This is a genomic window from Rufibacter radiotolerans (assembly GCF_001078055.1).
In the GTDB taxonomy this organism is placed as follows: Bacteria; Bacteroidota; Bacteroidia; order Cytophagales; family Hymenobacteraceae; genus Nibribacter; species Nibribacter radiotolerans.
Map to the genome: position 1 here is coordinate 4,092,950 of NZ_CP010777.1, position 20,856 is coordinate 4,113,805.

10 protein-coding genes and 1 tRNA gene are annotated in these 20,856 nt (G+C 50.6%); 8 read left to right on the top strand and 3 right to left on the bottom strand.

Annotated features, from left to right (window positions below; all coding sequences use genetic code 11):
• Positions 1-2: 2 nt before the first annotated feature.
• A complete protein-coding gene (locus TH63_RS16655; protein WP_048922921.1) occupies positions 3-1,052 on the bottom strand; it encodes an LLM class flavin-dependent oxidoreductase in 1,050 nt (349 codons plus the stop codon).
• A gap of 465 nt (positions 1,053-1,517) precedes the next feature.
• On the opposite strand from TH63_RS16655, the gene TH63_RS16660 reads away from it, so the two are divergent.
• Both TH63_RS16660 and TH63_RS16665 read left to right on the top strand, forming a co-directional pair.
• Positions 1,518-2,432 (top strand): pirin family protein, encoded by a 915-nt coding sequence (locus TH63_RS16660; RefSeq protein WP_048921944.1) that lies wholly within the window; start codon positions 1,518-1,520, stop codon positions 2,430-2,432.
• A gap of 73 nt (positions 2,433-2,505) precedes the next feature.
• Complete coding sequence (locus TH63_RS16665) at positions 2,506-2,862, top strand: VOC family protein (protein ID WP_048921945.1); 357 nt, start codon at positions 2,506-2,508, stop codon at positions 2,860-2,862.
• A 130-nt stretch (positions 2,863-2,992) separates the two neighbouring features.
• Here the strand turns inward: TH63_RS16665 and TH63_RS16670 are convergent, their stop codons facing one another.
• On the bottom strand, positions 2,993-3,877 hold the full coding sequence (locus tag TH63_RS16670) for a hypothetical protein (RefSeq protein ID WP_197088579.1): 885 nt from the start codon (positions 3,875-3,877) through the stop codon (positions 2,993-2,995).
• An 84-nt stretch (positions 3,878-3,961) separates the two neighbouring features.
• A tRNA-Gly gene (locus tag TH63_RS16675) sits at positions 3,962-4,037 on the bottom strand.
• A gap of 490 nt (positions 4,038-4,527) precedes the next feature.
• On the opposite strand from TH63_RS16675, the gene TH63_RS16680 reads away from it, so the two are divergent.
• The 6 genes from TH63_RS16680 (at position 4,528) to TH63_RS16710 (ending at position 20,805) form a co-directional block, all read left to right on the top strand.
• Positions 4,528-5,721, top strand: coding sequence for an alpha/beta hydrolase (locus TH63_RS16680; RefSeq protein ID WP_231583496.1), 1,194 nt, complete (start codon positions 4,528-4,530; stop codon positions 5,719-5,721).
• A gap of 190 nt (positions 5,722-5,911) precedes the next feature.
• Positions 5,912-7,855, top strand: a complete 1,944-nt coding sequence (locus tag TH63_RS16685; protein WP_048921947.1) for an LTA synthase family protein — start codon at positions 5,912-5,914, stop codon at positions 7,853-7,855.
• 705 nt (positions 7,856-8,560) lie between these two features.
• The gene (locus TH63_RS16690) at positions 8,561-9,190 is read left to right on the top strand and encodes a DsbA family protein (RefSeq protein ID WP_076606517.1); all 630 of its coding nucleotides are present in this window, start codon (positions 8,561-8,563) and stop codon (positions 9,188-9,190) included.
• 194 nt (positions 9,191-9,384) lie between these two features.
• Positions 9,385-9,837 carry a MarR family winged helix-turn-helix transcriptional regulator gene (locus TH63_RS16695; protein ID WP_048921949.1) on the top strand — a complete coding sequence of 151 codons (453 nt, stop codon included), beginning with the start codon at positions 9,385-9,387 and terminating at the stop codon, positions 9,835-9,837.
• A gap of 58 nt (positions 9,838-9,895) precedes the next feature.
• Positions 9,896-11,017 carry an alkene reductase gene (locus TH63_RS16700; protein WP_048921950.1) on the top strand — a complete coding sequence of 374 codons (1,122 nt, stop codon included), beginning with the start codon at positions 9,896-9,898 and terminating at the stop codon, positions 11,015-11,017.
• 851 nt (positions 11,018-11,868) lie between these two features.
• Positions 11,869-20,805: a YDG domain-containing protein gene (locus TH63_RS16710; RefSeq protein WP_076606518.1), complete on the top strand. Its 8,937-nt coding sequence runs from the start codon at positions 11,869-11,871 to the stop codon at positions 20,803-20,805.
• The last annotated feature ends 51 nt before the right edge of the window (positions 20,806-20,856 follow it).

Genomic DNA, 20,856 nt, shown 5'->3' on the forward strand with positions numbered 1-20,856 from the left:
TTCTACCTCTTCCCTTCCTTCTCCCCCACCGCCTTCTTCACCGCCGGGGCCACTACCGTGCCCAACAGCTCAATGGCGTGCATAACCTGCGCATGCGGCAAGGTGCCCACGCTAATATGCAGCAGGAAACGGGTATTCCCGAACAGCTCATGTTCCCACAGAATCTTATCTATCACCTGCTGCGGGCTACCCACCAGCAGAGAACCTTCGGGCGCGCGCATGAGGTCATACTGCTCGCGGCTCATACCAGACCAACCGCGTTCCCGGCCAATCTTGCCCATTAAATACGCATAAGGCCCATAGAATTCACTGGCCGCCTTCTGCGAGTCATCAGAAATATAGCCATGGGAGTTGATGGCCAGTTGTAGCTTGTTGGCGTCATGCCCTGCCTGCTGCCAGGCTTGCTTGTACAGGTTAGTAAAGGGCACAAATCGCTCGGGGTTGCCGCCAATAATGGCCAGGGCCATGGGCAACCCGTAGCTGGCTGCCCGAAGCACAGATTCCGGTGTGCCGCCTACCGCCACCCAAATGGGCAGTTCTTTCTGGTACGGCCGGGGGTACACGCCCAGGTTATTAATAGAAGGTCGGTGCTTGCCTTTCCAGGTGATTTTCTCGCTTTTATTTAACTGTACCAGCAGGTCCAGCTTCTCAGAGAATAATTCATTGTAGTCTTTCAAGTCCTGCCCGAACAGCGGGAAAGACTCCGTAAAGGAACCCCGGCCGGCCATGATCTCGGCGCGGCCTTTAGAGAGCAGGTCTACGTGCGCGAAGTCCTGGAACACCCGCACGGGGTCATCTGAGCTGAGCACCGTCACGGCACTGGAGAGCTTGATATTCTTGGTTTTCACGGCTGCCGCTGCCAGCACTACCGCCGGCGAAGAGACAATGAAATCAGGCCGGTGGTGCTCGCCAATGGAGAAGACATCCAGCCCCACCTGGTCCGCCAACTCAATTTCCTCCATGAGGTCCCGCATGCGCTCATAAGGGCTCAACAAGGTCCCGGTAGCCGGGTCTGGGGTATTCTCTACGAAGGTGGTAATGCCAATTTCCATTCGGTCTTTCTGTTTGGTGCGCAGGCACAAGGCCCTCTGGTTCTAACGGAAGAAAGACAGAAAAGCTTCGGGGGATTCTTGCCAGGGGCCATGGCTATACAAAAGCATATCCAGCATTTCTTGTAGGGACAGGGCTTGACCTGTCCGCACGCGTTGCCCTCTTCCTCGTCCCCCTTTGAAGGGGGTAGGGGGATGACTAAGGCAGTGGGAGAACCAACTGCTACACCACAAAGAAGGACAAAGCTAATTCTCGGGAATGCCATATATCAGCAGGAGTAATCACCCCCCTACCCCCTTCAAAGGGGGACGAAATACGTATGAAATGCGTGCTCTCCTGTGTAAACACCCCTCTGCGCTCCCCTCAAGGGGAGAGTCTACCTGTAGAAACGTTTATGTGGGAAGTAAAGAATATCCAACCACTTTCGCCTCCTTGCTTACGTTTATTAAAATCTAACCCTAAAACCTATGTTGGATATTGTCATAGACGCCCGCAAAGCCTCCTTGGCGCCGGGCATGGACGTGCGCCGTATTCTGCCTTTTAGAATGCGCCGCATGGTAGGCCCCTTCATTTTCATGGACCATGCGGGTCCGGTAGACGTGCAGCCGCCGCTGCAGCATAACCTGGACGTGTTGCCCCACCCGCACATTGGCTTGTCTACGGTCAGTTACCTGTTTGGTGGCCAGGTCACGCACCGAGACAGCCTGGGTGTGGAGCAGATCATCAGGCCCGGTGAGGTGAACTGGATGACGGCCGGCAGCGGCATTGCCCACTCAGAGCGTTTTGAAGACCCTGCCACCCTGGCTGGCGGCCAGTTGGAGATGATCCAGACCTGGGTGGCCTTGCCCGAGAAAGATGAAGAAGCCGCTCCCGCCTTCACCAACTACAAACCCGAACAGCTGCCCATCTTCACCGACTCCGGCGTCTGGATGCGCCTGATTGCCGGCGATGCCTACGGTCTGCGCAACTCTGTCAAAACCCATTCGCCGCTGTTCTACCTGCATGTGGTGCTGGAGGCCGGGGCCCGGTTAAGCTTGCCCACAGAACACACGGAACGCGGTATTTACATTGCCAAAGGAAGCCTAGAAGTATCTGGGAGAATCTACACCGTGGGCCAGATGCTGGTGTTCACCAAAGGCGCCGAACCGGTGATTCTGGCCAAAGAACCTACTACGCTCATGCTATTGGGCGGGGAGCCCTTGGGCGAGCGGTTTATCTGGTGGAATTTCGTCTCCAGCCGCAAAGAACGCATTGAGCAAGCCAAAGCCGACTGGAAAGAAGGCCGCATTCTCTTACCGCCTACCGACAACGCCGAGTTTGTGCCCCTCCCCGAGGATAAATCAAGCCCCGCCGGAAACCCATCGCCACAGGCGCTTTCCTGAAAGAGAGGCTGCCAAAAAATTTATTACCTTTCTGGCAGCGGATACCGCCTCTACAAATTCACCTTAATATTTTATGCAATTCCTATCCCTTGAACCCTTCGTTCCCTCCGGAAGTAACTTTACAGACGCCAAACAATTCTTCCAGGAACTGGGCTTTACCCTTACCTGGGACGCCGGGGATTATATTGGTTTTGAGCGCGATGCCTGCAAATTCATCCTGCAGAAATATGACCACGCAGAATTCGCCCAGAACTTTATGCTCAATGTAAAGGTGAGTGATGTGGAGGAGTTCAGAAACGGTTTGCTCTCCAGGAAACTGCCAGAGAAATACGGCGTTACCGTTGGGCAGCCCACCCAACAACCGTATGGCAAAGAAGTGAATGTGATTGACATGGCGGGCGTTTGCTGGCACTTTGTGGAGGGCAGCTAATAGCCATGGGCACTATGCCAAAAGAAACGAGGCAACCAGGTCTGATCTGATGGTCCTTCTCTAGCCTTTCGCCAGCTTCTTTATTGTCTGTTTCGGGGCCGTTTTTGGCAAAACAGCCCCGAAACAGCTTTTACCGCTTGCTGCTTTTTCCCTGGCCCAGGCCAATCTGCACGCCAATAGAAGGCACAATAGTGATACCGGAGTAGTCTACTGTCTCGCTTTTCAGGAGCTCAAAGGTGCCGTAGTTCTGGTAAAACATAGACAGGGCCGGCAACAGGTAAATGCGCTTCACGCCAATCTTTCCGTTCACAAACAGTCCATAAGACCCGAAGCTTTGTTTTCTAGTAAGGCCTTCCAATTGCACGGCTTTTCCGCCGCCTATTTTCTCATACAGCCGGCCCGGTACCAGACCATACTCCACAAACGTGTGGTTGTAGGCTACGCCGAAGGAAATATTGCCAAACTCTTCATCGGGCCCGAACGACCGGCTGAACACCAGAGGCACCAGAATGTCTTTTCTAGTAGCCTTGAACTCCAGAATAGGGGTGAGTTTTCCCAGGAAGATCTTATCAAAAATATCTGACTTCTGCCCGGCGTACTGCACGCCCAGGCTGCCGTACCAATCCAGATTGGCGCCCGCACCGGTTCCGGCCTCGGGACCCATAAACTGGTACATAGCATCCAGCACGTGCACCCCAGAGGCATATTTGTAGCCCACGTCTACCCGCGGCAACACTCCATAGCGCACATAGAAATCAAAGGTGGGGCCCACCGGGTCCAGGGAATAGGCAATAGCGGCCTTGGTGGCAGACTTTACCAGCCCGTCATAGTACACAGAGTCGCGGTTGGCCAGGGCCTTGATGGCGTCTTCGGTGACGTCTTTGAGTTCGCCAATGGGTTCAGAGGCCAGGTTTCCGCCGAAGTTGGCGCCAACCTTGAACTGCCCGTGCGGCGTTACCCGCCCCGAATGGATAATGGACCGAGGAGCGGTACAACTGGCCAGGGACGCCAACAACACCAATAACAATAAGGACCCTTGGCTAGAAAAGAAACCAGTTACGCGCATACCTGTGGCAGAAAAAATCAAATGAATAAAAAATGGAGCGAGAAACGGGATTCGAACCCGCGGCCCTCAGCTTGGGAAGCTGATGCTCTACCAACTGAGCTACTCTCGCAGATGGATAAAGATCGCTTAACAGACAAAGATAGGCAGCCATTCCCCTACGCACAACAGGAATAGTTTTTGGGCAAAGGAAATGTGCGCTATTATCCACAAGGCCCAGTAACCTTGTTCCAAGCTCTTATCAGATTTTCCGTTTTGAGCCCGTTTTCCCTAAAACTGCATCAAAACGCATTTAACGCTTACTAAATGTAGGCTCCCCTTTGTGGGGGGACAAGGGGGTGTTTACAAAGGAGAACAACTCTTGGAGAAGCCATCGGCACAGACGCTCGCAGGAGCTGTGCACACTACGAGGTCTTTGGACCGAGCGGCAATGCGGTGGCAACGGTTCATCCCTGCTCTTCCGAATTTGCAATCCGGAAGTTGTTGAAGGGGGATTTGAAATCCCCTTCTTTTGCTAGCGGTTCCCTCCTTATTCACACAGTCAATCCGGAATTTCTCAAGGCCCGTACGTACTTAAATTACACAACCTTCTATTTACTGCTATGAAAACATCATTTTTACCCATTGCCAGAAAGGCCGGCGTTGCGCTAGTGGCTGCCTGCTGCTTTTTGGCCAGCTCCTGCGAGAGCAAACGCAGCAACGAACCAGAGCGCGAAGCCCGTGACGAGGTTGCCAGAGCCCAGAAAGAAAACAATAAGATGGCTGATGAAAATGAGCAGCCCGCTACTGCACCGGCAGGCACCGCGCTCAAGCCCACCGGTCCTAAACCCGCCTGGGCCGACCAGATCACCGGACCTATGCAGGCCGTGCTGGAGAAACTGGCCAGCTACAAAGCCAAGCCTATTCCGCAGTTAACCGCGCAGCAGGCCCGCCAGAACCCCACGCCTACTACGGCCGTCATGGACCTGATCAAGGAAAACAACATCACCCTACCTCCTTCCAAAGTAGACACTGTGGGTAAGAAAATACCTGTGACCGGCGGTCAGATCCATGCGCGGGTATACACGCCTAAAACCGGCAAAGCCACCTACCCCGTTATTGTGTATTACCACGGCGGCGGCTGGGTGATTGCTGATCTGGATACCTATGATGCCTCCGCGAAGGGCTTAGCTGAGCAGGCAGATGCCATTGTGGTGTCGGTTGCGTATCGTCAGGCCCCGGAGAATAAATTCCCGATGGCCCATAATGACTCTTTTGCCGCCTATAAGTGGGTGCTGCAGAATGCGGCCTCTATGAAAGGTGATCCTAAGAGAGTGGCCGTAGTAGGCGAGAGTGCCGGAGGGAACCTGGCCGCTTCGGTGAGCATGATGGCCCGCGACCAAAAGGTACAGATGCCTTTGCACCAGGTGCTGGTCTACCCTATTGCCGGCTATGACACTAACACCCAATCTTACCAGAAATATGCCGCGGCCAAACCCCTGGACAAACCCATGATGGAGTGGTTCTTCAAGCAATACCTGCGCTCCCCTGAAGATGGGAAAAGCCCCATGATTAACCTAGTGGGCGCTAACCTGAAAAACCTTCCGCCAACCACCATCATCAATGCCCAGTTGGACCCGCTCCAGACCGATGGCCAGAAACTAGCCGATAAACTTAAGGCCGATGGCGTGACCGTAGAGCACAAGCTGTACAACGGGGTGACGCATGAGTTCTTCGGGATGGCCGCCGTATTGCCCGAAGCCAAAGAAGCCCAGGCCCTGGCTGTTTCTAAGTTGAAAGGCGCCCTGAACAAGTAACCTGTTTTCGCCCTATTTTCCGGAAAACGGCCCCGAAACAGTAAATCCTGTTTTGGGGCCGTTTTCTGTTTTATCAGTTCTGTTTTTAGCGCAACTGGTCACCGTCTTCCTATACCCAGATTTCCGGCTGCGCATTCTCTCATGAAACTCTGCGCCCGGTTGCGTAATTTTGCGGGGCTTATTTCTGAACATGATAAAATCTTTCCACCCGAAGGTCCTCAAGCAGAGTGTGCACGTGGCGATGCTGCTGGCCCTGGCGGTAGCTATGCTGCTATACTCCATCAGTCGGGTTCTCTTTTTTGTTTTCAACCGGGGATTCTTTGCAGAGACGTCTCTCTCAGACCTGCTGTACCTCATGTGGGGCGGCCTGCGCTTTGACCTGGTGGCGGTGCTGTACACCAACCTGCTGTTCATTGCGCTCATGGTCCTGCCCTTCCGGTTCAGGCACCACCCAGCTTACCGGAAGGCGGTGAAATGGGTCTTTATCTTCTTCAATGCCCTAGGCCTGGCCCTTAATTGCATTGACTTTGTGTATTACCGCTTCACGTTGCGCCGCACTACCGGCAGTGTGGTCAGGGAGTTCGGGAATGAGGACTGGGGCGGTTTGGCGGGAAGTTTCCTGGTAGATTTCTGGTACATTCCGGCTATCTGGTTTGCGCTGGTGCTGCTCTTGGTATGGCTGTACAACCGCATCAAACTGGAGAAGTCGGTCCGTTATAATCCCTGGGTATATTATCCCTGGCACGTGGTGTTGCTGGTGCTTACCGTGGGGCTGAGCATTGCGGCCATGCGGGGCGGGTTCCGGCACAGCACGCGGCCCATCACGCTCAGTAACGCCGGCGAGTACGTGGAGCGGCCGCAAGAAATCTACCTGGTGCTCAACACGCCCTTCTCCGTGATCAGGACCATTAACAAGACCAGCTTCAAAAAGCTGGAGTATTTCCCTGAAAAGGAAGTGGCGCAGCTCTACAACCCCATTCATCTGCCGGCAGACTCTACGGTTTTTAAGAAGAAAAACGTGGTGGTGATTATTCTGGAGAGCTTCGGGAAGGAGGCCGTGGGCGGCTACAACCAGCACCTGGAAAATGGCACCTACACCGGCTTCACCCCGTTCATTGACTCGCTCATGCAGCACAGCAAGGTGTACTGGAACTCGTTTGCCAACGGCCGCAAGTCCATAGATGCCCTCCCTTCCGTGCTCACCAGCATCCCCAGCATTCAAGAGCCGTTCGTGCTTACTCAGTACGTGAGCAATGACCTGCCCAGCTTGCCACGCACGCTCCGGAACAGCGGTTACCACACCTCCTTCTTCCATGGCGCGCCTAACGGCTCCATGGGCTTTGATGCGTTCATGAATCTCATTGGCGTGGAAAAGTATTACGGCATGACAGAGTACGGCAACAAAGAGGACTTTGACGGCATGTGGGGCATCTGGGACGAGGAGTTCCTGCAGTTCATGGCCGGCAAACTAAAGACGTTTGAGGAGCCGTTCATGACCGCCGTGTTCACCACCTCCTCGCACCACCCTTACAAGATACCGGCCCGCTACAAAGGCAAATTCAAGAAAGGTCCGTTTGAGATCTTTGAGACCATTGGCTACTCAGACATGGCTTTGCGCAAGTTCTTCCAGACCGCCAGCCAGGCCCCCTGGTTCAAGAACACGCTCTTTGTAATCACCGCCGACCATTCCGCCACTTACACCTACTACCCCGAGTACCAGACCGCCTGGGGCAACTTTGCCGTACCGGTGCTCTTCTACGCCCCCGGCGACCCTTCCTTTAAAGGTATAGAGAAAGACCGGGTGGTGCAGCAACTGGACATCATGCCTACCGTGCTAGGCTATCTGGGCTATGACCAACCGTACTTCTCCTTCGGGAAGAACATGCTCAACCCTCAGGAAGGCAACTTCGCGATCAGTTACCAAGCTGGCTACCAATGGACCGAAGGCGAGTACTTTCTCCAGTTTGACGGCACGAATACCGTAGGGCTGTTCAATTACCAGCAAGACAAACTCCTGAAGCACAACCTCAAAGACAGCCTGCCGGAAGTGCGCGTGGCCATGGAGAACAAACTCAAGGCCTTTATTCAGCAGTATAATAATCGTATGCTGGAGAACCGGCTTAAGGCTGAGTGAGAATTGTTGATTGCTGATTGTTAGGGTTCTATTTTGGGGCTATTTCTTTGAAAACAGCCTCAAAATAGAATATCCTCAACTTCGCGCAGACTCTCCCCTTGAGGGGAGTTAGAGGGGTGTTTACACCTACTGATCTACGTATTGTCGATATCCTTTTTCTATTGATCAAAGGTAATCGCTTATGACAGGCTCTGAAATGCGTATTCTCCTGTGCAGACACCCCTCTAACTCCCCTCAAGGGGAGAGTCTGCGTTGAACATCCCGAATTACGGATTTGTACTCCTCTGCCCTTGTCTCTTGGCTGTTCGGGATTTGCAATCCCGAACTTTTGGAAAGCGGATTTGTAATCCGCCTGCCGGGGACCAAGACCAGGAATGCCGCCGGGGATTGCAAATCCCCCTTTCGGAACTTCCGGATTGCAAATCCGGAAGAGCCATCGAGCGATCTAGGGAGCAGCGCGTTCTCTCTCTGAGAAAAGGTAATGGTTCTCCCCGCTTCAAGAGAGCTTCAAGAGAGTATAACTGAGCCCTATTGCCAAAAACATTTGGCCCAGGGTTTACTCGCAGAAACCTGCACCTTCAGAAAAGTAAGCATTCCCTCCTCTACCTTTGCTCCACCTGTTTTGAGCCCGATTTCCGGAAAACAGCTCCGAAACGGAAACCCAGTTCTGCCCGTTCATTCTTAATTCCTAATTCTTAATTATCCATGAAGCCTACCCTATACTATATCTCTGATGCGCTTTGCGGCTGGTGTTTCGCCATGGGTCCGCAGGTGGTGCAACTGCAGGAAACCTACGGTGACAGATTCCACTTTGAGGTGCTGAGCGGCGGCATGATGACCGGCGACCGTGTGGGGCCCATCAGCCAAATGGCGGATTACATAAAGCAGGTGCTTCCCCGGCTCACGGAGATAACGGGGGTGACCATGGGTGAGGCGTATGTTAAAGGCATTTTGGGCGAAGGCACCTACGTCAGCAACTCCGTGCCGCCGGCGGTGGCGCTGGCTATTTTCAAGGAAGTAAAACCAGAGGAACAGGTGAAATACGCCAAAGCCATTCAGGACCTGCACTTCAAAGAGGGCCAGGACCTGAACCTGGTAGAGACGTACCTTCCCCTGGCCCGGGAGGCGGGGCTTTCTGAGGAACAGTTCAGGGAACGGTTCACAGATGACCAATACCGGCTTCTGGCGCAGCAGGAGTTTGCGCAGGTGCAGGCCTGGGGCATTGAGGGCTTCCCGGCTATGATTGCGCAAAAGGGCGAAGAACTGTTTCTGGTGGCCCGGGGCTTCTCCAAGGCCGAGGACGTGGCAGAAATTCTGGAGAAGATTTACTCCTGATTGCGTTTTAGGCTTGTTTTACCCAAAACGGCCCCAAAACACATTTAGTTAATTGTAAAGCAAATCCTACATCCGCCAACAGGCGTATCTCTTACTTTCTTTGAAGAAACTAAGTTAAAACGGAACAAAATATCGGCGACAATTGTATATACAATAGTTATAAGTACTTTTGTCGGCCCCACGGCTGAGCGCCTATGAAATTAGAAGACGAGATAAAGCAGAAATCTTTTGGCAGCCCTTACCGGCGCATGTTCGTGAACGTGATGTTCACCGGTAACTGGGTGCAGAAAGAAATTGCCTCTTTGCTGAAGCCGTTCGGGTTGTCTTTGCAGCAGCATAACGTCTTGGGCATCTTGCGTGGCCAACACCCCAACCCCGCCACGCTGGGCCTGATTCAGGAACGTATGCTGGATCGTGACTCCAACGCTACCCGCCTGGTAGACAAATTGCTGGAGAAAGGCTTGGTGACCCGCTGCCAATGCTCTGATAACCGGCGTAAAGTAGACATCATTATTACGGATAAAGGGTTGGAGCTGCTCAAGCAAACCGATGGCCTTTTGCAGGCTCTGGAAGAGCGGTTCAGCCACATTACCCCCGAGGAGGCTACCCTCATTGGCGAACTGATGGACAAGCTGAGAGACCGTTAATATTTTTTTATCTATATAGTTGTATATACAACTTATGTTTTCACACAAATAAATGACTATGATAACTCAAGAAAATCAACCGCTGTTACAGCCATACAAAAAAGACTCTTTAGAGCTTAAAAATAGATTAGTGATGGCGCCTATGACGCGTAGCCGGGCTAATAACCCAGAGAACGCCGCCACGCCGCTCATTGCCGAGTACTACGCCCAGCGGGCCAGTGCCGGGCTTATCATTTCAGAGGGAACCCCGGTGAGCAGCCATGCCATTGGCTACATTAACGTGCCGGGTATTTATACGCCGGCTCAGGTAGAAGGCTGGAAACTGGTAACCCAGGCCGTGCACGCCAAAGGCGGAAAGATTTTCGCGCAGCTGTGGCACGTGGGCCGCATGTCGCACCCAGACTTCCATAACGGTGAGCTGCCGGTAGCGCCCTCGGCCGTTAACCCCAACGACCAGGCCTACACCCCCGAAGGTTTCAAAGAAACCGTGACGCCGCGCGCCCTGGAAGTCTCTGAGATCAAGGCCATTATACAGGACTTCAAAAATGCCGCTGCCAATGCGGTAACCGCCGGATTTGACGGTGTGGAGATCCATGCCTCCAACGGTTACCTGCTGCACCAGTTCTTTAGCTCATTGACCAACGTCCGGACCGACGAGTACGGTGGCTCTGTGGAGAACCGCGCCCGCATTTTGTTTGAGATTCTGGATGCCGTGAAAGAAGTGCTGGACCTGAGTAAGGTAGGTGTTCGCCTGAACCCCTCTATGCACGGTGGGTTCGGTATTGAGTTGGCTGAGGACGGACCGGAGACCTTTGAGTACATTGTGCGCCAGCTGAATGACTACGGCCTGGCGTACCTGCACCTGACAGAGGCTGGCGCAGGGGCCAGAAAGTTACCGCACGCCATTAAAGAGGTAGCTAAGCACTTCCGGAAAATCTATCAGGGAACCTTGATCACCAACGGCGGCTATACCCGTGAAACTGGGAACAAAGTCATTGAAGAAGGCAATGCTGATCTGGTGGCCTACGGTGTACCGTTCATCGCCAACCCAGACCTGGTAGACCGTTTCGACCAGGAAGCATCATTGAATCAGGCAGACCCGAACACCTTCTACAGCAACACAGCTGAAGTCGGCTACACGGATTACCCGGTACTGGCCGAGGTAGAAGAAGAAAAATAAGCAAAGGATTACACCACTGCATATATAGGAAAGGGCCGCGCTGTAAGTGCGGCCTTTTTCGGTTTGGGTCCGTTTTACAGAAAACAGGCTGAAAACGGAAACCAGGTTTTACTTTTATTAACCTGTGTTACCTTGTTCTAGAATACTGTATAAGTAAAGTTAACCCCCTCCCTCTCCCCTTATACTTTACATTTATTATTCTCCGGCTTCTAGTTGTTCATTAAAGGAGCCTTAGTAGATTCCGTTATCAATGAGCGCTTAATAGCTTCATAAAATATCACTTACGCACCTTACTAGCTAAAATTTACAAATCAGACCCAGCCTAATATTAGTTAACCATAATATTATACTAGAGCTATCTGATTAGCCAATAGACTACTTAAAACTAAGTATTTATTGAATTGTTACTATAGATAAATTTATTACTTGTATTGTATTTATATTTTTTTGCATACATTTACTTTACGGTTAATTTTTACTCTAAACACAACCGCTTTGAGGTTTCCCTCACCAAGAAGATAGTATTTAATATAGAGCATACGTATTTATCACATTTAAAGGAATTGGCAGATCTGAAAATCTGATCAAGACCAACCAAAGAACAAGTGCTTATACTACAATCTTTACTTAATATTAAATAACACCTTATCAGAGGAAAAACACCCTTCTGTTCCTAAAGCCCCCACTTTCTCATTTTCTCAGCTTATCTATTGCCTGGCAGTAGCCAAGACATTATTGGATTTTACTTCCCTTCACAAGGAAGCAAGACTTTCTATGTATTGCCCTTACCCTTCCTTTTGCAACCAATTTTCTATTAAAAATTTATACTCATCATTTTTCACAACTACTTTATGGAAAATCATTTACTGTCTGTTTTAAAGGCAAACACCAGACGCTACGGCCTTCTGCTTTTCCTTTTCTTTAGCCTCTTTTTGACAGGAGGTGCTTTTGCCCAGACTGGTGTCACCATCACTGCTGCTACAGGAGGAATGAATATCTCTGCTGATAGAGCAGTAAATTCAACTAATCCAGTTGGTGGCAGCTTTACAACATTAGGAGATATTGTAATAAGCGAGACAGCATCCACAGACTTTGCATCAGAAACAGGTACAAGTACAGGTAGTACATTGGTTTTTTCAGCTCCTTTGGGTTGGAAATTTAATCCAGGAACTGGAAGCGCAACGAGAGGCACTCCTTTTGACTTATCCCTTTCTTCCCCTTCTATTACTGTTACTGCTTCTACAATTACTATCTCGTTTAGTGTTTCAGGAACTACTAAATTAGATGTTCTGACTATAAAAGGGATTCAGGTAAAAGCTGACAATGGGGCAATGTTGCCTAATGCTGGTAGTATAACTAGAACTGGAGGAACAGCAACTGTTGCGGGACTCAGTAATGGAACTTCTGTAGGGTCCCTTTCACAGGCTGCTGGTATTGCCAATAAGCTTGCATTCGTTCAGCAACCAACAACTGCCAACGCAGGAGCTACTATTTCTCCTTCTCCCACTGTTCAGGTACAGGATCAGTTTGGAAATCCAGTTTCTGCAGCCAGATCAATTTTGTTAAGCCTTAATAATTCAGGTTCTTTAAGTGGAACAGCTACAGTTACTTCAAATTCAAGTGGCTTAGCTACTTTCAATAATCTTAGCATTACCCCTGCCGGAACATATCGCTTAACGGCTAGTTCTACAAACCCAACACCTGCGCTCACTACTATCTCTAGTAGTGAGTTTACCATTAATACTGTCAAGGCGAATACAGCGACATCTTTAACTTCTTCTGCTAACCCTTCTGAATACGCACAAAATGTCACGTTCACTGCTACTGTGAATACTGTGCCGACAGGTGGGACACCTACAGGTACAGTTATGTTTTATAATGGAGCTACAGCTATAAGTGGTGCTATTACATTAACTTCCGGAGAAGCGACTTTTACTACATCTGCTCTTGCGGTAAACACATCTGGCCATACTATTAAAGCCATATATACTCCAACGGGTAACTTCAACGCCTCGTCTACTGATCCCACGGTAACACAAGTTGTAAATAGAGCAACACCAACGATCAGTGTATCAGGAACACAAGCCTTTACCTATACAGGTAATCCTCAAGGCCCTGCCACCATCAGCTACAATGGAGATGGTACTACCTCATTGTTGTACACCAATGTAGGTGGAACAACATATTCATCAGCAACAGCCCCAACTAATGCTGGCAATTATCAGGTGGTCTTGAGTGCCGCACAGGGCACTAACTATAATGCTGTATCCTCAGCTGCCTACGCCTTTAGCATTGACAAAGCACCTATACTGATAACAGCCGCGAATCAAACTGTTACTTTTGGGACAGCAGTAGCAACAGTAACAGGAGCCGGAAGCTATACTGCTACAGGTTTTGTAAATAGTGAAACAGCAAATGTGATTGGCGGTTCACCAAGTTATACAACCACATATACAGCTACCACAAATGCAGCAACCTCAGGGGTGACTCTTACTCCAGTAGTGACATCCTTAACTGCTGCTAACTACAGTTTCAGTGCTGCTGATGGAACTATTACAATTGCGCAGGCCGCCAACAGTATCGCCTTTACAAACCCAGGTACACAAACGTATGCCCCCAATGCAACAGTAGATCTGAATGCATCAGCGACTTCTGGCACCCCTGTGACCTTTGCGGTGGAAAGCGGCCCGGCCACGGTAAGCGGATCTACCTTAACCTTGACCGGCGCTGGTAACGTGACAATTAACGCCTCCTCGGCGGCAACCACAAACTATCTGTCGGCGGCAGATGTAAGCCAGACCTTTATGGTTGCCAAAGCAAACCAAACCATTACATTCGCCGCCATCACCAACAAAACCTTCGGGGGGGAGGCCTTTGCCATTGCCCTGAGTGCTTCTTCAGGCCTGCCCGTAGCAATTACTACAACAGGTGGTATCAGCTATGATGCCGTTACCGGAACTGTTAGCATTACAGGTGCCGGCCCTGCCAGCATCACGGTGGCGCAGGCTGGCGACGATAACTACAATGCTGCCGTCGCTGTTAAACGTGATTTCAATATAGCCAAGGCTACCAACAGCATTTCCTTCACCAAACCAGACGATAAAACCTTCGGGGATGCACCCTTCAGCCTGATGGCTTCGTCTACTTCAGGCGCCCCTGTAAGTTTTGAGGTAGTAAGCGGCCCGGCCACGGTAAGCGGTTCTTCCTTGACCATTACAGGTGCCGGTGACATGACTATTAGAGCCTTTCAAATTGAAACTGTGAATTACGAGGCAGCAGGTTCAATAGATCAGACATTCACCGTGGCAAAGGCCATCGCTAATGTTACCCTGGCCGACTTAGATCACACCTATAATGGATCTGCCAAATCCGCTACCGCAACAACATCAGCATCTGGATCGAGCAGCTTCACTTTAACCTATATACTAGAGGGAACGCCAATAGCAGCTGCCAACGTGAACAATGCTGGCAACTATATGGTAACGGCCACGTTGGTAAACGCCAACTACCATGGTTCTGCCACCGGTACGCTTGTGATTGCCAAGGCCAATCAGACTATCACCTGGTCTTCCCCTCCCGCCATCACCTATGGTACTGCACTTTCTTCTGTCCAGCTTAATTCGACGGCCCTAGATGGAGCATCGCTCACTTATATGCCTATTGAAGGTACTGTACTAGGAGCCGGTACCCGCACCTTATCTGTGAAGGCTGCTGCCACTACCAATTACAATGAAGCCACCAAAGAGGTGAGCCTGACGGTAAATAAGGCACCCGTTACACTTGTTTTCGGCCAAATGGAGTACATCTATGACGGTAGCCTTAAGACAGCCACCGCTACGGCCACCCCAGCTGTGGATGGTGTGAGCGTGACTGGCTCGGGCACTAACGCCAACGAATACGCCGCCACTGCCAGCCTAAACAACGACAACTACGAGGCTAACCCTCTCGAAGGCACGTTGAAGATCAAAAAGGCCCCATCAACGACCACCATAACGATCTCCCCAGGTACTTTCACCTTCACCGGCTCACCCATTACGCCGGCCACCGTTACTGTGACGGGCGCAGGCGGATTAAACCTGACGCCAGTCCCTGTTTATGCTAATAACATCAACGCAGGCATGGCTACTGCTTCTTACAACTTCGCGGACGATGGCAACCACATTGGTTCTAGTGACAGCAAGAGCTTCACAATCAGCAAGGCCTCTTCAACGATCGCGGTAACTGGTGGCAATACCTTCACTTACACCGGAGCGGCACAAGGTCCGGATGCAGTGACCAAGACTGGGTCAACCGGCACGGTAACTCTCAGCTATAGCGGCACCACTAATGGTGGTGTAGCCTACGAAGCCACCACCAAGCCTACGCAGGCTGGCACTTACAGCGTAATTGCTACCCTAGCGGAAGATGACAACCACTTTGGCATGACATCTGAGGCGTTTTCATTCTCTATCGGCAAGGCCGCTACCACCACCACGGTAGCTATCGCTGCAGGTCCGTTCACCTTTACTGGCTCGGCCATTACACCAGCTAGTGTAAAAGTAACTGGCGCCGGCGGGCTGGACTTGTCACCAAACGCCAATTATGCCAATAACATCAATGCAGGTACCGCTTCTGCCAGCTACAGCTATGCTGAGGATAACAACTATTTTGCTTCTACTGATAGCAAAGACTTTACCATCGGCAAAGCTGCAACCACAACAACGGTAACCCTGGCTGCGGGTCCATTCACTTATACCGGTTCCGCCATTACACCAGCATCCGTAAGTGTAACCGGTATTGGTGGCCTGAACCTGACACCAGCAGCAGTGTATGAAGACAACATTAATGCAGGTACGGCTACTGCATCTTACTCTTATGCTGGCAATAGCAACTACGAGGCTTCCAGTGACAGTAAGACTTTTACCATCAGCAAGGCCATATCAACAACCACTGTAACAATCACGGGTGCTCCCTTTACTTATACAGGCTCAGCTATCACACCTGCTACCGTGAGTGTAACCGGCGCGGGCGGGTTAAACCTGGCACCAGCCGTCACCTACGCTAATAACATTAATGCAGGTACCGCTACTGCTAGCTACAGCTATCCTGGTGACGGCAACCACGAGCCATCAAGCGACACCAAGAACTTCGCTATCGGCAAGGCTGCCTCCACTGTGGCGGTAACAGGTAGCAATACCTTCATCTATAATGCGACGGCACAAGGCCCGGACGCGGTGACTAAGACGGGCTCTACCGGCGCGGTAACTTACAGCTACAGCGGCACCAGCAACGGTGATATCACCTATGCCGCTTCTGCTACCAAGCCAACATTGGCTGGTTCTTACAGTGTAACAGCAACTTTGGCTGGTGATGATAATCACTTTGGCATGACCTCCGAAGCCTTTGGCTTCACCATCGGAAAAGCCACAGCCACCATGGCACTCACTGACCTGAGCCACACCTTTGACGGCACCATTAAGTCAGCTGGTTACACCATTAGCCCTGCAACGGTAACAGGCGTGAGTATCAGCAACAACGGCAAGACCAATGCAGGCTCTTACCCAGTAACGGCCTCCCTGAATAATGTCAACTATCAAGCAACCGACGTTGCAGGAAACCTGGAGATTGCCAAGGCACCTACCACAACCTTAGTAACCGCTAATGGAGCTATTTACACAGGCAATGCTATTGGTGGCACCGCTGCCGTGACCGGGGCTGGTGGTCTGGGCCAAGCGCTGGCTGTTTCTTATATGGGCACGGGCTCTACCACCTATCCTACTTCCACCTCTGCCCCAACCAACGCAGGCACCTACAACGCAACGGCAACTTACGCTGAAACCGCTAACCACCTCAGCTCAACCGACACCAAGGAATTTACCATAGGCCAGGCGACAGCCACCCTGAGCTTAGCTACCCTTAACCATGAATATGATGGTACAGAGAAGAACGCTACTGCTATTATCTCCCCTGCTGGTTTATCTGGTATTAGCATCAGCAACAATGGCAAGGTCAATTTCGGGACCTATGAAGTGGAAGCGACGCTTGCAAACAATAACTACATAGCCGCTCCAGTAAAAGGCAACCTAGTGATTACCCAGAAGGCGCTAACTGTCACGGCAAACAATAAGGAAAGAGCCTACGATGTGGCTAACCCTTCCCTAGATGGTGTACTGAGCGGCAATGTGCCAGCCGATGGCATTAGTGCCACGTATGCCACTCTTGCCACCAAGGTGAGCAATGTGGGTGAGTACACCATCACCGCTACTTTGGTTGACCCTAACAACAAGCTGGCAAACTACGCGGTGACCAACACGTCTGGGACTCTAACAATCACGCCGGCCTCTGCCACGATTACCGTTGCCGACCTGTCTAAGATCTACAACGGCTCTGCTCAGGGAGCCACAGTGATCACCTCGCCGTCCGGTATCGCGGTGAATGTAACCTATGCTGGATCTGCTACCGCCCCAACCGCTGCCGGCACTTATGCGGTGGTTGCTGCTTTGAACAACAATAACTACTCTGCCACCAACGGCACCGGCTCGCTTGTGATTGCTCCTAAAAGCGTCACAGGTTCTATCACTGCCTCTAATAAAGTCTACGATGGCAATATTTCCGCCTCTATCTCAGGTAGATCCTTGGTTGGTGTACTTTCTACAGATGCCGCAAACGTAAGCTTGGGAACTAGTGGCACTGCTACTTTCGCCACCGCTGCTGCAGGTAATGACAAGACCGTCACCGCTACCGGCCTGGCCCTGAGCGGCACAGTTGCTAACAATTACAGTCTATCCGCAACCACGGCTACCACCACAGCCAACATCACTGCCAAGGCAATTACAGGTACTTTCTCTTCTGCGAATAAAGTATATGACGGTGGTGTTTCTGCTGCGGCTGCTAATCGGCAGTTGGTTGGTGTTGTTGATGGTGATGATGTTTCCTTAACAGGAGGAACCGCTACTTTCGCTGACAAGCATGTTGCCCCTGGCAAGACAGTTACGCTAACAGACGCTGCCCTGGCGGGCGATGATAAAGGCAACTATACCTTAACTTCTGTAGGGACCACCACAGCCGCTATCACTTCCAAAACCCTGGCAATCGCCATCACCGCTGAAAACAAAGAGTATAACGGAAACGCCAATGCCACTGTAACAGCCCAAATCTCCAGCGGACTGGTAGAGAATGACCAAGTGACCGTAGCGGCAACCAACGGCCTGTTCAATGATAAACATGCAGGCGTTGGTAAGGCAGTGACCGCCAACGTGAGCAAGTCCGGCGATGATGCTGGCAACTACTCGGCAAATGGTACTGCGGCCACTACAGCCACCATTACTTCCAAAGCTATGACAATCGCTATCTCCGCTTCAGATAAGGTATATGATGGTAACGCGAATGCCCAAGTAGCGGCTTCTATCACAGCCGGACTGATACTGAATGATAAGGTAACCGTAAGTGCTTCAAATGGCCAGTTCAACAACAAGAACGTAGGCACAGGCAAGTTAGTCACCGCCTCAGTAAGCAAGTCAGGTGACGATGCAGGCAACTACTCTGCCAACGTGATTGCTTCTTCAACGGCGCAGATTACTCCCAAAGCACTGGCAGCGGCATCTACTGTTTCAACAAAGGTATATGATGGTTCTGCTGCTACAGGTGCGGTAACGTTGGGTACGGTAACAGGGCTTATAGGCAATGAAACATTGGCTATCACACCAACTGCCAGCAACTATGCTACTGCCAATGTGGGCACTTCCAAAGCCACTACCATCACTTATTTCCTTGCCGATGGCACCAATGGCGGACTCGCGGCTAACTACAGCATGGCTCCTATTAGTTCTATTGGTGACATTACCGCTAAGTCAATCAATGGTTCCTTTGCTGCTTCTGATAAAATATATGATGGGTCCACTTCCGCTAGTGTAACAGGCCGTTCATTAAATGGAGTAGTAGATTCTGATGCAGATTACGTTTCCTTAACAGGGGGCACTGCTACTTTCGCTAATAAGAATGTAGCCAGTGGTAAAACGGTAACCCTAATAGGAGCTTCTCTCACTGGCGTAAAGTCTAGCAACTACAGCCTTAGCGGAGTGGCTACTACAACAGCTACCATAACTGAGCAAACATTGTTAGTAACCGCAACAGGAATAAACAAGGTTTATGACGGAAATACAGTAACTACAGTAACTCTATCAGATAATAGGGTGGCAGGAGATGTCTTAACTACAGCTTACACTTCTGCTACATTTGCTGATGCTAACGCCGGAAATGGTATAACTGTAAGCGTAATGGGCATATCCATAACTGGTGGAGCCGATGCTGGAAACTATATTTTAAGTAGCCCTACAGTTGCCACGGTTGCCAATATCACCAAAGCCAATGCTGTGGTTGTGGTAACGCCATACTCCGGCATCTATGACGGCAATAGTCACACAGCAAGTGGTACAGCTACGGGTGTTAATGGTGAGATTCTAACCGCTAATTTGAGTTTTGCATCTAGCTTCACGAATGTTCCTGGTGGTACAACTGCATGGTCATTTGCTGGTGGTAATAACTACAACAATGCTTCTGGCAACGCTACAGTAACCATTACGCCACAGACTGCAAACCCAGTAGCAGATGCGTACTATACCGGCTCAGATTTCTATTGGACTACTAGTTCCACAAACAAATCTGCAACGCTTACCTTGGCTACAACGATTAAGAATAACCTAAACTTTACCGGTGACATTACCACAGCCAAGGTTTCATTCTTTATTAAAAATGGCACCACTCTTACGCCTATCACTGGCGCACAGAATCTGCCTGTAGGATTAGTAGACCCAACTAACACTTCGGTAGGCTCTGCAGCTGCTACTGTACAATACAACTTAGGCTCAGCTTCAGCAGCTACGTTAACCATTGCAGTGCGCATATCTGGCAACTACAATGCCTTGACAAATGCAGAGCATGATGCGTTAGTGACCATTGCAGTACCTACCCCAGGTGGGATTATTGCAGGTGGAGCCAAAATGACCCAAGCAAATTCTGCAGGTTTTGTACAAGGTGCTACTAATAGGAAATCTGATGTTAGCTTCTATGTGCAGTATAACAAGAGCATGAAAAACCCACAAGGAAATGTGGAGTTGATCATTAGGAGCTACAATGACCGTAATGGAATTGCGGGGGATGTGCTTAGGACATATAAAATCAAAAGCACAGCTATTTCTGTTCTAGCCGTTACCAGCCCAACAGCTGAGTTCACCAGCAAGGGAAATATCTCTGAGGTAGTTGATGGTGTAGAGCAAAGCATCGAAGGCAATTTGACGTTCCAACTTAAAGTTTACGATGCTCAAGCTCCTGGTGCAAACGCTAGCCTTGGAACAATGGATCAAGTAGCAGTAACCATCTTCAAAAGTAAGGGAGGAATTTGGTACTCTAACAATTGGAATGGAGTTAAGGCTGATTTGAGCGATCTATTCAGTGGCGCGCTTAGCGTATCTGGAAATGGCGGCGGAGAAACTACCAGTACCACCACCACCCAATCTGTAAGTGTTGCCGCTCCAGAACTATCAGCCAAACCGCAGGCCAAGCTCACCAGCTATCCTAATCCGTTCACAGACCAGACTACTATTGAGTTTACCTTTGACAAAGACGAGGATTACAACTTGGTGGTCTACAGCGCCAATGGTGCTTTGGTGAAAAACCTGAAATCTGGCAAAGCACGGGCCAATACTCCGGTGCAGGTAACCTGGGGAGATAACTCTTACAATGTGGGGGTTTACTTCATCAAACTGGTAACGACTAATGGCGTGCAAACCGTAAGGGTGGTACGGCAGTAACAGAACCAAGAGTCAGGCCTCGTCTTTCTGAAAGCAAGGGGCCTGACCCTA